Raw genomic sequence first — 15468 nt, forward strand, 5'->3', positions numbered from 1 at the left:
CAGGGCAATCGATACGGGGAATACGGGGAATACACAGTGACGACCAAGGCGATACAGCCGCAGAGCACTCCTGGGGGCAACAATGACGCCTCTGCCCCCTACCGCTGCTTTCCAGCAGCGGAGTTACACCAGAACCTGGCGGCACACTCCGAGGAACAGCTCAAGCTTTTTCTGGAGTCCTGGGAGGATCTGCCCGTCGACTCCTACATGAAGGACGGGGCGGACTACCGTCGTCGACGGTACGGATCCTTCCGTTGGGCGGCCGGAGAACTCGTGGCGGACCCGGCGGGTGTCTTCCATCAGACGCAGGAGGTCAACTCCCTGCACGGCGGGGTGGACCGGGCCTTTCCCCCGTTGTCGGAGAGCGTGCGGGAATCCGCAGTGCTGGACACCCTCATTCACTTCTTCATGGCACGTCTTCCCGGCGAGTTCGACCCGGTCACCAGCGGTGTCGGAGTGCACCAGATCCGCATCACAGCGACGCACGACGCCGACGGCCTCCCGGCCCCTGAGGGAGTCCACGAAGACGGCCACCACTTCGTGGCCCAGGTCCTGATGCGCCGCACCGACGTCGACGGCGGCGAGTCGCAGATCTTCGACCGGAACCGCAGGCCGATCCACCGCACCACACTGCTCGACACGTTCGAGTCCCTCGTGATCGACGACCGCCGGGTCTTCCACGGCGTCTCCGCGATCCGCCCGGTGGACGGGGTTCGCCGAGGCATCCGCGACATGCTGCTGATCGACTACTTCCCCATCAGATCCCGGTAGGGCTGTGGTCGAGGCGAGCGGCGGAGGGCGGTGGGCACAGGGCCGGCAGAGTGTCGTAGTGCCAGGTGCCAGACGGCCACCAGGGCGCCGGTCAGCAGCGCGCTGTGCCACAGCAGGGCGTCCAGTCGGCCTGCCTCTAGGTAGCTGCCCGCGGCCACGGCCACCAGTGCGCACACGGCGCGGTCGACGATGCTTTCGACGGAGAGGAGGGTGGCGCGTGGTGCGCCGGGGGGAATGGCGTCGTTCACCAGCTTGCGCTGGAGCGGGTAGGTGAAGCCACAGACGGCGGCGAACAGACAGAGCAGCACGATGACGGTCCACGGGCCGCCAAGCGCGAGACCTGCCAGTGTCCCGGCCATCGCGAGGCTGAGCAGTGTCACCCATGACGCCGGCCGCAGCCGTGCGGTGAGCCACTGCGGGCGGGCCGAGGCCAGCGCCTCCGCGACGGTCATGGCAGCCAGTACGGCGCCGTGCGAGCTCTCACCGATGCCGTGGTCCAGCAGCACCGGCTGGAAGAGGTTGACCTGGCAGATGCGGGAGAGGGTGAAGACCGCCACGCCCTGCACCATGACCAGGGCGAGCCACGGGGTGGCGCGCAGGGTACGCAGCGCCGCGGTGGCGTCGCGCAGGGCCGTGGGGCGGCGGCGCGCTCCGGCCGTGGGTGGCGAGGTGGCCCGGCCCGGCAGGACCATGGCGCACACGACGGAGCCGGCGGCGCTGAGGGCGCTCAGTGCGTAGGGCGCACCGTGCGCGAGGTTCATGAGCGGGCCGACCAGCGGCCAGCACAGCACCTTCGCGCCCAGGCCCCACGCCCGCGCCTGTCCCTCGGCTTTCAGATAGTGCTCGCCCGCCCCCTGAGCACGCAGGCTGTCGTAGAGGTAGGCGCTGGCGGCGCCGGAGGTCAGGGAGCGACCGGCGGCGATCGCCAGGAAGTGCGCCAGGAAGCCGGTGTAGGTGGGAGCGAGGAGGGGGGCCAGGTTGGCCGCGGTCATCACCATGGCGCCGGCGCGCAGGCAGTTGCGGGCCCCGAGGCGGTCGGCCACCAGTCCGGTCGGGATCTCGAACAGGCAGAAGGCGATGTAGTAGATGCTCTGGATGCCGAAGATCTGTCCGTCGGAGAGGCCCGCCTGCCGCTGGTAGGCGTAGAAGACCGGCATCCACCACAGGAGGTTGAACAGCAGCTGGAAGGCGTTGTTCAGGCGGATGATCCGGCGGGCCCCGGGGGCCGAAGGCCGGGACGTACCGGCGTTGCCCGGGTGGGCACTGCTGCGGCTCACCGCGCGTAGGGGCGGATCTGGACCAGGTGGAAGGCGCCCTGATCGGTCATCAGCCACTCGATGTCGAGCGGACGGTCCACGTCCGGCGCACTGAAGTGTGACTGGAGCAGCCTCCCGGACAGGGCCAGGTCTGCCAGCCTCTCCCGTGTGGCGGCGGGCAGGTCCCTGTCGCACGAACCGAGCGCGACGGTGCGGCCACCGCCCTCGACCGTGTTGTAGAGGTACTGGAGGGGCAGCGCCGTACCGTCGACGACGGCCTCCGGGGATCCGGGCGAGCAGTTGAGGCAGACATTGCGGAAGTCCGCGCGCTTGGTCGGATTGCAGGTGACCAGCACTCCCCCGAGGTCGGCCGGCAGGTACGGCTGGACGATCACGCCCATGTAGGTGTCGTCGAGCGGGATGCCCGCCTGGTGACGCAGCCGGACGCTGCGCGGGGACAGCAGGGAGGCCCACACCTCGCGTACGGCGCCGATGAGTTGGTCCGCGCCGTGCACGGAGGTGACCGAGGTGTAGACGCCCGCCGCGGAGAAGCCGGGCAGGTCCTCGGCGTTGGCGGACGAGCGGACCACGAGACGGCGGCCCGCGGCCGGTCCGGTGGGCAGTGCCCGGAGGATGTGGCCGGCCACCTCGTCGGGAAGGGCGGTGGTACGGACGAGCTGCTGGAGCCGCAGGCAGAGCGGTTCCAGCGCCTCGGGGGCGCCGCCGTCGAGGGCTGCCTTGAGGCGGCTGATGCCCTCGCGCAGTGCCGGGGAGGACCGCACGAAGCGGTGCTGGAGGCCGAACGGCAGGGCTATGCCGTCCGGCGCGCTGACGGTGTCGGCCACGAAGTCGGCGGCCGCGGCCCGGAGTTCCCCGGGGGGCGCCGGGTGCGTGGTGCCGAGGCGGGCGGCCAGATGCCGGTAGAGGTCGGGGCGGGGCGGTCGCGGCTGTCCGTGGAAGGCGGTGAGGTCGGCGGTGCGGGCGTTCAGGACGTGGTGGAGCTCCCCGAGGTGGGCCGCCTTGGTGCCGTAGCGGTTCTGATCCGCGAGGCGCAGTCGGTGCAGCGGCCGTGCCGCGAGGTCGTCCAGCAGCGGCGTGCTCAGCCGGATGCGCTGCCGCTGCCGGGCCGATGTGGCCGATGTGGCCGGTACCGCCGCCGGGGCGAGCGGGACGAGGCTGATGTCGTCCTCGGTGACCCGGTAGCGGACCCAGCCGCCGTCCAGGCTCTCGGCCCCGATGAGCCGGTCCAGGTCGCGGACGATGGCGTTGGGGATGCCCCAGCCGGCGGCGAGGACGTTGGTGTGCGAGAGCGGGGTGGTCGTCGCGGTGTTGATGAAGCCCGCGACGCGCGGCACATCGTCCGGCAGGCACGGCATGGCCAGGATGTCGGACCCGCCGAGTGTGCCGGCCGCAGCCGCGTACTCCTGCGTCGTACGGAAGTGGCGCAGCCGGCCGGCGGCCTCGCCGGGGTTGAGCGGTGTGCGGGTGCGATGGCCGAAGAGCTGGTGGCTGAGGATCCGCGGCACCCGGATGTCGCTGATCGGGGCGAGGGCATGCTCCTGACCGTGGTTCGCCGGTTTCAGCAGCAACGGCATTCGGCCGTCGAGCCGTTGGCGGACGAGCGCGTAGAACTCCTCCAGCAACGGGCCGTCCATCGTGTCGGCCTCGGTCGTCTCCAGGACGAGGAAGGGCCGGGGGCCCTCGGTGTCCTGGTCGGTGTGCAGGGAGAGCACGCCCAGCAGGAAGCGGCGGTCGGGTGCCATGTAGACGGAGGCGTTGAAGGCGTCCAGGCAGGCGTCCAGCTCCGCCGGTGCCATGCCGAGGACGCGGGTGGCGATGTAGTCGACGTGGAAGGGGTGGACCGCGGTGTCGAGCAGGTGCCAGGTGTCCTCGGCGCGGTCCACCACGACCTTGAGGTACGGGTGGCCGGCCAGGGAGCCGGCGAGGCTCCGGAACAGCGGCAGGTCAAGGCGTTCGCCGACGGCCGTCCGGTCGGTGACGGGCGACGGTGGAGCCGCGGTCGGCGGGACCATGGTGATGCTCATGAGCGGGCCTCCGTGGCGCCGGCGAGGGGCAGGACCTTCGGCAGGGCGCGCACGAGGGTCTCGAAGTCGTGGAGCACGGTCCCCGGGTCGGCGGCGGACAGCAGGCAGAGCGCCGCCATCGTGTTGGCGCCCGCGGCCGGGTCGTACACGGGCACCGGAGCACCGTCGGGCAGCGAGTTCTCGGCCACCACGGTCAGCCGGCTGCCGGCACTGAGCGGCGCCGCGTCCCGTACCGTCGGGAAATCCCAGACGCGACGGTCCGGCCAGGCGTCACCGGCGGCGTCCACGGCGAGGACGACGAGCGAGCCGGCCGCACCGCGCGCCTCCTGGGAGGTGAGGACCTGGGCGGGCCAGACAACCGGCCTTCCCAGCAGCTGGTCGACGAGCATGCCGATGAGGTCCAGCCCGAAGACCTCCTCGATCTGGGGCACGGTCATCGCGCCGCCGAACCGTGCGGCGGTCTCGATCACCCACATCCGGCCGTCCGCACCGAGCTTGATCTCCGTGTGGGTCCCGCAGTTCTCCAGGCCGAGCGCGTCGACGGCGTCGCGGGCAAGGGCCACGATGCGCCGCTGGGTGTCGTCCGGCAGCGGTACGGGGGTGATGCCGGCGCGCTCGGTGAACGGCGCCACGGTCGGCATCCGGCCACTGAGGCACACCGGGCGGAACTCCCCGTCGGCGACGACGCCTTCGACGCTGACGTAGTCGCCCCAGCCGCTCTGGTCGAACCAGCCGTCTGCGGTGCCCGGGACGATCTCCTCGACGAGGAAGTTCCCGCCGGCTCCGGCCACATGGAGTTCGGCGTAGCCCAGCTCCGCGGATTCGGCCATGACGGCATGCGCCCGGTGCCAGGCCGCCGGTATCTCGTCGGCGGAACGGATGATCTGGTGCGCGGTGGAACCCGCGCTCCAGGCGGACTTCAGCAGGAGGGGGAGGCGGAGCGTGGCGGCCGCATCGCGGAGGTCCTGCTCGTCGGCCACCGGACGGAACCGCGGCTGGGCGATGCCGCGCTGCATCCAGGTGCGGCGCATCAGCCGCTTGTCGCGGGCGAGCGCACTGAAGCCGCCGGCCCCGGCGAGGCCGAGTTTCACGGCGGCCTCGGCGACCGCGACGACCGCGTACTCGGAGAAGGTGACGACGGCGTCGGCGCCGACGGCCTCGGCCCGGGAGACGATCAGGGACACCAGATCGTCCTGTTCCGTCCCGGCGGGGCTCAGCACCGAGGCGCACAGCCGCTCGGCAACCGGGGCCACGCTGGGGGGAAGCGTGCTGAGCGCCAGCAGGTGCACTGCCGACCGCGCGGCGACCCGTGACAGGGCATACCCCAAGGGCGGACCGCCCTTGGCATACACAAACAGCACCGTGCTCACTGGAATTCGACTCCTCTGAAGGTGGGTTGGGGCCGTACCACCGGTGGACCAGGGCGGCCGACGGCGCCGGATCCGCTGTCCGTGCGCCGTACTTCAAGAGAAGCAGCAGGACGGCACCGGATGCGCCGCTGCGGGCCTCACGCACTCAGGCAAACGCCAGAGTTGTGGAGTTCACCGTCCGCTCGTGAAGGTTCCGTGATGCTGTATGGCGGTGGGGAAGTGCGTTCTGACGGCCGGACACATACGTCCAGATCGGCCGAGAAGCGGGTATGCGGCCGGGGAGCTCCGGATACGCATTGCGTTGGCGCGGTATACGTGCCGTGATCGAATGCGTTGAACCCTTCGCCAAAGAGAGGCCGTTGTGGACGAGACCGGTCTGAAGTCGCTGCTCGAACACCTCCCGGTGTCCTGGTGGGAGGCCGACGGTGAACTGCGGGTGATCGACAGCGGCGGTGGCGCCTTCGGCGACAGGGGGACCGCACAGCGCTTTCTGGACACCGTGCGCCAGAAGCTGTCCGGCCCGTACGCCTCCGGAATCAGCCACTGGCAGGCACAGTTCGACGGCCGGCTCTTCGATGTGAACTGGTACGGCGGTGTGCCGCGGCAGGGCCGCTCCCGCGGGGTCGCCGTGGAGGTCGGCACCGGCTCGGCCACCACCCGTCGCTACGACGCCTTCGCCGACCTCGCGCCCGCCGCGGCCTTCATCCGGGACGCCGACGGCCGCCACCTGTGGGCGAACCACGCCTACGCCCACCTGTACGGCACCACCCCGGAGCACATCGTCGGCAAACACGTCGAGGAGGTGGACTCCCCCGTCGACGCGGCGCGGGTCCTCGCCCTCGACAAGGACGTGCTCACTCGCGGGAGGCCGGTGCGGCACACGGTCACCTATCACCGCCCGGACGGCAGCAGAGGGCAGGCGGCAGGTCATCGCTTCCCCGTACAGGAGGGCGCCGAGACCTGTGTGGCCGGAATCTACATCGACATCAGCGACTACACCCGCGCGCTCCACCAGCGCCGGGAGGCCGAGGAGAGCCTGTGCGCGCTGCGCGATCACAGCGGGCTGCCGTGCGCGCTGGTCTCCGCGGGCGGCCGGATACAGCAGGCGAGCGCGGCGGCCGCCGAACTTCTCCAGGTCCGGCTGTCCGACCTGGTCGGCCGCCGGGCCGACAGCGTGCTGGCGCCCGCCTCGGAATTAGCCGGTCTGCGGCGCGGCTGGCGCGATCTGATAGCCCGCCGCAGCCGACGGCTCCAGACCTCCGCCGTACTCCTCGACGCCCACGGCCGGCAACGCAGGGCCCAGCTGCACCTGACGACGGTGGGGCGGAGCGCAGCCCGCGCCACCAGCGTCTGGGCGGTCGTCACCCAGCAGGGGGTCGCCCACGAGTCCCATCCCACCCTGTCGGCCAGTCAGGTACGCATCCTGTCGCTCCTGGCGGTCGGCCGCAGCAACGCGGACATCTCCACCTCGCTGCACCTCTCCCGTCAGACGGTCGACTACCACCTCAGCCGTCTTCGGGACCTCCTGGACGCACCCAACAGGTGTGCGCTGGTCGCCCGCGCCTACTCACTCGGCATTCTCGTCCCGCAGACCTGGCCGCCTCGTCCGGCGAGTGTCACCCCCTCACTGCGGGCCACCTGACGGGCCGGGAATCCGGGCCACGCGCCCGGAGACGTGGTTCGCGATTGCAGAGTGTGAGGGAAAATAGGGATATGCGCTGGCGCTTCTGACGGATCTCCGTGGAGGAAGGAGCGGCGCCTGGTGCACTCCACTCGCTCCGCTCGTTCCGCCTCGGCTCTTCAATTCGTCCTTCGGATGCCGAGCGCGATCGCAAGGCGCCGGGATGTCTTCATAGCGGAGCTATGGGAACATTTCGGCAACGCCGCGAGCGTGCGTGCCAGGCGCCGCGACGCCGCGGAGATCCGTCAGAAGCGCCCTAGTCGGCGCGGCCCGTCGCCGCGACCGTCACGCCCAGCCCGATCATCGCGAAGCCGCCCGCCCCGCCGACCATCGAAAGGCGGCGGTCCGAGCGGGCGAACCAGGACCGGGCCGCCGAGGCGCCCAGGCCCCACAGAGTGTCGGTGATCATGCCGATGGTGACCGGGACCAGGCCCAACACCATCATCTGGAGCGGGACATGACCCGTGGAGTGGTCCACGAACTGCGGCAGCACCGCCGCGAAGAAGACGATGCCCTTCGGGTTCGTGACGCCTACGAAAATGCCGTCCAGGACCGTGCGCAGATCGCCGCGCCGCTCGCCCGCCGGTGCCTCCATGTCCGCTGCACGCATCTCCTTGCGGTGCCGGAATGCCTGCACGCCGAGGTAGACGAGATACACCGCTCCGGCCAGCTTCACACCCATGAGCACCGCAGCCGAGGTCTCCACCAGCGCCCCAAGTCCCCACGCCACAGCGACAACCAGGACGTATGAGCCGATGAGGTTGCCGACGACCGTGGCGAGTGCCGTGCGGCGGCCGTGCGCGAGGGCCCTGCCGATCACGAACAGCACGCTCGGCCCCGGTATCACGATCACCAAGAGCGACATCGCCGCGAACGCGAGAATGCTCTCCGTGGACACCATGTGCCCGTCACCTCCTGGAATGTTGCCCAGGGGTCATACAAACAGATGGCGGACGATCGGCACCAGGTTCATCCGCATGCCGGTATCACCGGCCATCTCGCCGATTCGGCCGGCACCCCTGGGTGACGGTCACCTGGACACACCCGAGCCGGGGCCCACCTGTCTGATCAAGCGGATCGAGGCGACGACACCGCCGACACAGAGGGTGAGGCCAAGCAGGGGCCTCACGCCCGGCGGCAGGTAGTCGGCATGGGCCGAGTTGTAGGCGAAGTGGGCCAGCATGAAGGGCCATACGAGCCGGGTGCGCCGGTAGACGAGGACGTATCCGCCCATCCAGATCAGACCGAGGGCGAGCGCACCGTATCCGTAGTAGAGGTGGAAGGGGACGCGCAGGGCGACCAGCACGGCCAACTGCGCCTGCCAGGACCAGCGCAGCCGTGTCATCACCGCCATGGGCAGGGCGAGCAGCAGGGTCTCCTCGACGAGGGCGCCGTGGAGGTTGGCCGGCAACTGCTCGCCGGCGCTGCTGCGACCCGTAGGGACGTATCCCGGAGAGGGGAAGAGCCGCATCACCTCGAAGCCGATCCACATACCGAGGTAGGCCACCGCCGCGGCGCCCAGGCTCCCGTACGGGAACCCGTTGCGGGGCCGCGCCGCCAGTCCCAGATCGCCGGCGCTGTAGCCCAGCCACCGGTGGGCGAGCAGCATCGAGGCCGCGGCGATGAGGAAGCCCGCCTTCATGCCTGGCAGGTACTGCACGGCCCAGTCGGGGAGGTCGAGGTGTCCCGTCAGCAGGATCTGGACGGCGACGGCACTCGCCAGCCCGAAAGCGAGCAGGAAGCCCGCAGCCACCAGACACCAGTCACGAGCGGCGGACGCCGCCTGCGGGCGCTGGAGGCGCGGGGCGGCCGGTGGCGAGCTACGAGGCATGGCGAATCGTCGTCCTCGGGTTCTTGCGGTGGGGGGACTCCCGTGAAGACGCACAGAGGGGGTCCGGGGTTGTCTGTGCGGGGCCGCTTCGGGTGCCCTCCCACTCCGTGGTTACCGCACGTACCACCTGGTCGGGCGGCGGCCAAGCACCGCGAGACGCGTCCCCCCGTGGTGCGTCGCCTCCCATCGCCACTGTGCGTTGCCGGATCCGTACGCCGATCTCCAGTCTGTTACCCCGGTCACAGACCCTCGCTCCCGGCATGCGAGACCTGGGCGGGCCGTGCCCCGGACACGACCGAAGGGCCGAAGGGCCGGTGGGGACCCTACCGGCGAGGAGGCTTCAGCCGCGGCGGCTGGTTCAGCCGGTGGCGCAGGGTGAACGCTGCCACAGTCGGCGTCGCGAGCGGGCGCGCGCTCGTGAGGGGCGGCGCGGGCCCTGTGCCCGCTCACTTCACGAAGTCGTCCACGACCTCGGGCGGCCAGATGCCGACCTTGAGCACGCCCATGGAGTAGGCACGGGAGACCAGCGCGGCGCGGTTGGGTACCTTCAGCTTCCGCAGCAGGCAGGTCACGTGGTACTCGACGCCCTGCCGGCTGAGGTAGAGCCGTGCCGCCAAGGGGACGGTGGAGACGCCGGCGGCGATGCCTTCGAGGATGCGCGCGTCCATCGCGGAGAGGATCTTCTTGCGTTTGGTCACCACGCGCGTCCCCTCGGCGTCCCCGGCCGAGGGCATCATGACCAGGATCGCGGTCGTGTCGGGCAGGCCACCGCGTACCGCGACCGCGGTGAGGGGAACGGTGAAGGCGGACTCCTCGCCGGGCCCCACGGCGATGACGGGCGTGACGAATCGCTGGTGCTTACCTTCCAGTAAATTGGAGAATTGGCGCACCAGCGGCTGCTGCACGCTCGGGTGCACCACGTCACGGAAATTGCGGCCGCATATGTCCTCGGACGAGCCGTTGAACTGCCGGAAGAACTCCTGGTTCGCCTGCTGGATGGTCAATGTTCTATCAAGGCTCGCCATGCACAGGCCCGGAGCTGAAGGTGCTGGACTCAGCAAGAGAGGGCTCCCTGTCGAAACTTGAGGGCGAAGTCAATTCGGAGGCTGGCAAGCGGCGTTGAACGCCGTCACCAGGGGCGTCATCGGCCCTGGGACCAGTGGTTCTCCAGTTGTTGAACATTGTGTATCCCCGCCCTTGCGGGGTCCTGGTCGAGCCGCTGGCGGCTCCTTGCCGTCGCCTGCCGTCGTTCCCGGGACCTTTGTCGGAATCCTTGCCGAACACCTGCCGCTTTCTTGCCAATCGGCGGGTCGCCAGCCGGGAAGGCGCTTTCTCTATGCAACGATCCACAGGAGCGGGGGGCCAGCCAGCTCGAATCCGTCCGTCAGTCAGCCATATCCGCGAGAGGCACGGGGACCGTAATGCCCGCACCACCGACCGCAAACGTGTCACCTGCAACGACCGGCCAGGCTGAGCTCTTACTGAGTGTTCTGGGGCCCATGTCGGCGCGATACAACGGGCAGGACCTGCCACTCGGTCCGCCACGCCGGCGCACGCTGCTCGCCCTGCTGCTCATACGCCTCGGCCGCGTGGTGCCCACCGAACTGCTGGTGGAGGAACTGTGGGGTGACGAACCACCCCGTCACGCCGTCGCCACACTCCAAAGCCATGTCTCGCATCTGCGCCGCGCCCTGCATACAGTGACGGAAATGGGCCAACTTTCGGTGCTGCGTCACCGGACGCCCGGTTATGTCCTCCATCTCGACCCCGAACAGGTCGATGCCTGCCGCTTCGAGCGGCTGGTCACCGACGGACGGCGGCTGCTGGAGCAGCGCGATCCGCGCACCGCGCAGGCCCGGCTCACCGAGGCGCTGGGGCTGTGGCACGGCTCGCCCTACGCGGAGTTCGACGGCCATCCGCCGCTCAGCGACGAGCGCTCCCGACTCGAACAGATCCGGCTCACCGCCGTGGAGTCCTGCGCGGAGGCCCGGCTGGCTCTCGGCGCGGCCGAAGAGGTCGCCGCCGCTCTGGACGGGGAGGCACGCCGTCATCCCACCCGGGAGCGGCTGGTCGGCCACCTCATGACGGCACTGTCCCAACTCGGGCGGCAGGCCGAGGCACTTGAGGTGTACGAGCGGACGCGTAGTCATCTGGTCGAGGAGTTCGGCGTGGACACCGCGGCGGAACTACGCCGGGTCAGAACCGCGATCCTGCGCCAGGAGCCGGGAGCGAGCGCCCCCTCGAAGAAGCTGCCTCCCACACCAGTTGAGTCCACCCGGGCGTCATATGTCCCGCTCGTGAGGAACGAGACCGGTGACGACGGAGTAGCGGACTCCGCGGAGTCCGCGGGCTTCGAGGGCTCCGGGGAGGGGAGGACGGCCGTCACGCCCCAGGGGCGCGGCCGGGCGGTGGCGACCGACGACGGCAACGGGACGGACGGCTCCACGGCGGCCGTCGAGCGCGAGGGGATCACAGGGACCGACGCGCGCCCGGAGTCGCGAACCGATGTGCCGCCGGGCGCGCGGGCGGACGCCGCCGGCACACCAGCAGGGACAGCCGCGTGGCGGCCGATACCCGGGCCGATCCCCGGGCCGGAACACGCGCCGTCAGCCGCCCCGGGGGCCGGCGAAACCCCGGAGTTCGAGTCGGGGTGGACGGCTGCCCCCTCGCCGTTCATCGGCCGCGGCCCGGACCTCGACCGCCTGACGACCGCCGCCGCGAGCGCGGTCGTGGGCCACGGCCATGTGGCCGGCGTCCTCGGCCCCCCAGGAGTCGGAAAGACCCGCCTGCTGCTGGAACTTGCGGCACGGCTGGAGAGCATGGACGCGCAGGAGAACGGCTCCAGGCTGGAGGTGATCTGGAGCCACTGCTTCCCCGGCGACGGCGTCCCCCCCTACTGGCTCTGGACCCAGATCCTGCGGCAGCTGTCCGCCACCCGGCCGGATGCCTTTCGCGAGGCGACGGAACCGTACGGCGCCCTGCTCGCCCCCCTGATGCCCGAGCGGTCGGCGGACCGGGTCGAAGGCACGAAATGGACCTCCGACTGGTCCCAGGCCCGCTTCCTCGCCCACGACGCGGTCTGCGAGGTGTTGCTCACCCTCGCCGGGCAACACCCGCTCGTGCTGCTCCTGGAAGACCTGCAATGGGCGGACACCGCCTCCCTCGACCTGCTCAGGCTGCTGAGCCCCCGCTGCCAGGGCCATCCGCTCGGCATCGTGCTCACGGCCCGGAAGTTCGAAACCGAGTCGGACGCCACGCTGCGCCGGATAGTCTCCGACGTCCTACGCGGCCCCAGGACCGCGACGCTGCGGCTCTGCGGGCTCCCCCGGCAGGCCGTCGGCGCCCTCGTCGAGGCACATGCAGGGTCCGGTGTGGACCCGGAGGTTGTCGAGGTGCTGCACCGGCGCAGCGAAGGCAACCCGTACTTCGTGATGCAGCTTCTCTCCCTCGTGGGGGACGCGCGTAGACTCCATCGCCCGGATGCGGTTGACGCGCTCCTGGCGCACATTCCCACCGGCGTGCGCGAGGCGCTGAACCAGCGGTTCGCCGCGCTGCCCGAACCGGTCCTGCGGGTGCTTCGACTGTGCGCCGTCATCGGCGCCGAGGTGGACACCGACCTGTTGCGCCGGACCGCCACCTGCGACGCATCGGTCAACGCGGGTCTTGAGTCGGCCATCCGTGCCGGCCTGCTCGGGGAGGACCCGCACCACCCGGGGCAGCTGCACTTCGCTCATGCCCTGGTCCAGGAGACGCTCTTCGACGAGCTTCCCCGTGCGGATCGCCGCCGTCTGCACGCCAAGGTCGCCGACGCACTGTACGCACGCAGGCGCGGGCACGTGGGGGACGAGGAGATCGAGCGGGTGGCACATCACAGCTGGCACGCCAAGAGTGCGCTGCCGGCCGCCGAGGTGCTGCCCCGGCTGCTGCTCGCCGCGGAACACGCCGAGCAGGCCATGGCGTACGAGCAGGTGGAGATCTGGCTGCGCCGCGCAGTGCACCTGGTCGGCTTCCTGCCCCCGGACGATCCCGCCACGGTGAGGCTGGAACAGAAACTGCACATCCAACTCGGCCAGGTACTCGCCACCACTCGCGGCTACGGCCACCCCGAGGCCGAGACGGCATTGACGCGCGGTCGCGCCCTCAGCACGGTCACGCATGCCCCCGAGGACCCGTCGGTGCTCTGGGCGCTGTGCGCGGCGTCCCTGGTCACCGGCCGCTACGACGCCTCACGGCAGCTGTCCGGCCTGCTGCGGGACCTCTCGTGGCAGACCCGGGAGCCCGTGGCGGTGCTCGGTGCGGCGTACGGCGAAGGCATCGTGCTGCATGTGCGCGGAATGCTGCCGCAGGCGCTCGCCGAATTGGAGCACGGCGTCGAAAGGGCAGATCATTTCGCCAACGAGGGGCATGCGCTGGCGCGTACCTTCCAGCACGACCCACGCGTCTCCTGCCGCTCCTACAACACCTTCACCCACTGGCTCCTCGGACACCGGCAGATCGCCGACGCGCGCCGACGCGAGCTGTTGAGCCTCACCGAGTACGAGAGCAGGCCGTCCGACCGCTCCTTCGCGCTGTACGTGGACGGGGTCGTGGCGGCTTGGGAGGGTGACACCCGCACCGCACTCGCCTCTAGCGACGAGGGCGTCCGTGTTGCGGGCGACCATGGGCTTCTCTACTGGAAGGCGATGCTGGGCGTCGTCAAAGGGTGGGGCCTGGTGCACGCAGGAGACCGCGACGAGGGTCTCGCCCTGATGCACACCTCGCTGGCCGAACTGGGCCAGTCCAGAACGTACTTACGCCACCCGCTCCATCTGGGCCTGTTGGGCCAGGCCCAACATCACAACGGGCAGATCGAGGAGGCGAGGACGACCTTCCGGATGCTGCTGGCCGCCGTGGAACAACGCCGCGAGCGCGTGTACCTCCACCCGGCACTGCCCGCGACTCCGCTGCTCCACGAACTGCTGGGCCACGGTGCCGACGAGGCGCTCGCGGACCGGGACCCAGGACGGGGCCAAGTCTAAGGATTTCCCGACGCCCGCCGTGACATCAAAGGGAGGTGCGACCGATCGCCCCGCACACAGGCGTGCTCGCCGAGCCCAGCCTGCCACCGGTGAAAGGGAATCCATGGAATCCGCCCGACGGCCGATCCTCTTCGTCAGCCTTCCGGAGAGCGGCCTGCTCAATCCGCTGCTCGTGCTGGCGGGTGAACTCTCCCGCCAGGGCGTGGAGGACCTCTGGTTCGCCACCGACGAGCCGCGCCGCAACGATGTGAAACGGATCGCGGAGGGCTCCCCTGTGGAGTTCGCCTCGCTGGGCGAAGTCGACTCCGAAATGTCGGCCGTGACGTGGAGCGACGAGGTCTACCGCGAGGTCACGCAGCCTTCGCGCTTCAAGGCGCACCGCGCGGTCGTCAGGCACACCTACCGGCCCGGCCTCCAGGCGGAGAAGTTCCGCCGTCTCCAAGCCGTCATCGACGAGGTCCAACCGGCGCTGATGGTCATCGACTGCATCAGCGGCTTCGCGGTCGACGCGGCCATCGCCCGGAACATCCCGTACGTACTGAGCGTGCCGTTCCTGCCGAGCAATGTGCTGACGGCGCATACGCACTTCGCGAAAAGCTACACCCCGCGGGGCTTCCCGGTCCCGCACACGGGTCTGTCGCGGCGGATGACGCTCGCGCAGCGCGTCGCCAACGAGCTGTTCAAGCTGCGGACCTTCGCGATGTTCCTCAACCCTCGGCTGGGCAAGGTCCTCGCGGAGGACAACCGGCGACGCAATGAACTCGGGCTGCCGAAGGCCAGTTTCATGGCCAGGATCGAGCACGCCGATCTGGTGCTGTGCAACTCCCTCGCCGAGCTGGACTACCCCTTCGACATCCCGGAAAAGATGCGGCTGGTGGGTGCCATGGTGCCGCCGCTGCCCGAGGCGCCGGACGACCAGGATCTCTCGCGGTGGCTGGACGCCCAGTCCTCCGTGGTCTACGTGGGGCTCGGGACGATCACCCGCCTGACGCGGGAGCAGGTCGGCTCCATGGTGGAGGTGGCCCGTCGGCTGGAGGACCGGCACCAGGTGCTGTGGAAGCTGCCCTCGGAACAGCAGCACCTGCTGCCGCCCCGGGAGTCGCTGCCGGGCAACCTCCGTGTCGAGAGCTGGGTTCCCTCGCAGATGGACGTGCTGGCCCATCCGCATGTGAAGGTGTTCTTCACCCACGGCGGCGGCAACGGCTTCAACGAGGGCATGTACTTCGGCAAGCCGCTCGTGGTGCGACCGCTGTGGGTGGACTGCTACGACCAGGCCGTCCGCGGCCAGGACTTCGGCCTCAGCCTGACCCTCGACCGGCCGCAGACCATCGACGTCAACGACGTCGTCGACAAGCTCACGAGGGTTCTCGGCACCCCGTCCTTCTATGAGAAGGCGGAGCGGCGGGCCGCCCTGATGCGCTCGGCGGGCGGGCGGGAGACCGCCGCCGGCCTGGTTCTCTCGCTCCCGGCCCTGGCGTAAGAGCCGCCCGGCACAA

Annotated in this window: 10 protein-coding genes; 4 read left to right on the forward strand and 6 right to left on the reverse strand. The window is 70.2% G+C overall.

From position 1 onward, the window contains the following. Nucleotides 1-36 precede the first annotated feature (36 nt). Nucleotides 37-771 carry a 2OG-Fe dioxygenase family protein gene (locus SNA_RS21270; RefSeq protein ID WP_030064314.1) on the forward strand — a complete coding sequence of 245 codons (735 nt, stop codon included), beginning with the start codon at nucleotides 37-39 and terminating at the stop codon, nucleotides 769-771. Here SNA_RS21270 and SNA_RS21275 read toward each other — a convergent pair. The 3 genes from SNA_RS21275 to SNA_RS21285 are packed head-to-tail and all read right to left on the reverse strand — an operon-like array spanning nucleotide 747 to nucleotide 5442. Then, nucleotides 747-2048, reverse strand: a complete 1302-nt coding sequence (locus SNA_RS21275; protein ID WP_037788840.1) for an MFS transporter — start codon at nucleotides 2046-2048, stop codon at nucleotides 747-749. The genes SNA_RS21270 and SNA_RS21275 overlap by 25 nt on opposite strands. After that, on the reverse strand, nucleotides 2045-4072 hold the full coding sequence (locus SNA_RS21280) for a PEP/pyruvate-binding domain-containing protein (protein ID WP_030064316.1): 2028 nt from the start codon (nucleotides 4070-4072) through the stop codon (nucleotides 2045-2047). The genes SNA_RS21275 and SNA_RS21280 overlap by 4 nt, the downstream gene beginning before the upstream one ends. Continuing rightward, entirely contained in the window at nucleotides 4069-5442 is a 1374-nt protein-coding gene (locus SNA_RS21285; RefSeq protein WP_030064317.1) for an ATP-grasp domain-containing protein, read from the reverse strand. Before SNA_RS21285 ends, SNA_RS21280 begins: the two co-directional genes overlap by 4 nt. Before the next feature lie 361 nt (nucleotides 5443-5803). Between SNA_RS21285 and SNA_RS21290 the strand changes: the two genes are divergently transcribed. Beyond that, on the forward strand, nucleotides 5804-7084 hold the full coding sequence (locus SNA_RS21290; RefSeq protein ID WP_044366212.1) for a helix-turn-helix transcriptional regulator: 1281 nt from the start codon (nucleotides 5804-5806) through the stop codon (nucleotides 7082-7084). A 295-nt stretch (nucleotides 7085-7379) separates the two neighbouring features. Here the strand turns inward: SNA_RS21290 and SNA_RS21295 are convergent, their stop codons facing one another. The 3 genes from SNA_RS21295 to SNA_RS21305 all read right to left on the reverse strand — a co-directional run bounded on the left by SNA_RS21295 (nucleotide 7380) and on the right by SNA_RS21305 (nucleotide 9979). Then, nucleotides 7380-8024 carry a LysE family translocator gene (locus SNA_RS21295; protein WP_030064320.1) on the reverse strand — a complete coding sequence of 215 codons (645 nt, stop codon included), beginning with the start codon at nucleotides 8022-8024 and terminating at the stop codon, nucleotides 7380-7382. Nucleotides 8025-8153: 129 nt separating this feature from the next. Beyond that, complete coding sequence (locus tag SNA_RS21300; protein WP_157880033.1) at nucleotides 8154-8954, reverse strand: CPBP family intramembrane glutamic endopeptidase; 801 nt, start codon at nucleotides 8952-8954, stop codon at nucleotides 8154-8156. A gap of 446 nt (nucleotides 8955-9400) precedes the next feature. Continuing rightward, the gene (locus tag SNA_RS21305) at nucleotides 9401-9979 is read right to left on the reverse strand and encodes a LuxR C-terminal-related transcriptional regulator (protein WP_030064322.1); all 579 of its coding nucleotides are present in this window, start codon (nucleotides 9977-9979) and stop codon (nucleotides 9401-9403) included. A 474-nt stretch (nucleotides 9980-10453) separates the two neighbouring features. Between SNA_RS21305 and SNA_RS21310 the strand changes: the two genes are divergently transcribed. Together SNA_RS21310 and SNA_RS21315 are read left to right on the forward strand one after the other, a co-directional pair. Then, complete coding sequence (locus tag SNA_RS21310) at nucleotides 10454-13972, forward strand: ATP-binding protein (protein WP_241779770.1); 3519 nt, start codon at nucleotides 10454-10456, stop codon at nucleotides 13970-13972. Between the two features lie 103 nt (nucleotides 13973-14075). Beyond that, a complete protein-coding gene (locus SNA_RS21315; protein ID WP_030064323.1) occupies nucleotides 14076-15452 on the forward strand; it encodes a glycosyltransferase in 1377 nt (458 codons plus the stop codon). Nucleotides 15453-15468 lie beyond the last annotated feature (16 nt).

Source organism: Streptomyces natalensis ATCC 27448 (genome assembly GCF_000935125.1).
Lineage (GTDB): Bacteria > Actinomycetota > Actinomycetes > Streptomycetales > Streptomycetaceae > Streptomyces > Streptomyces natalensis.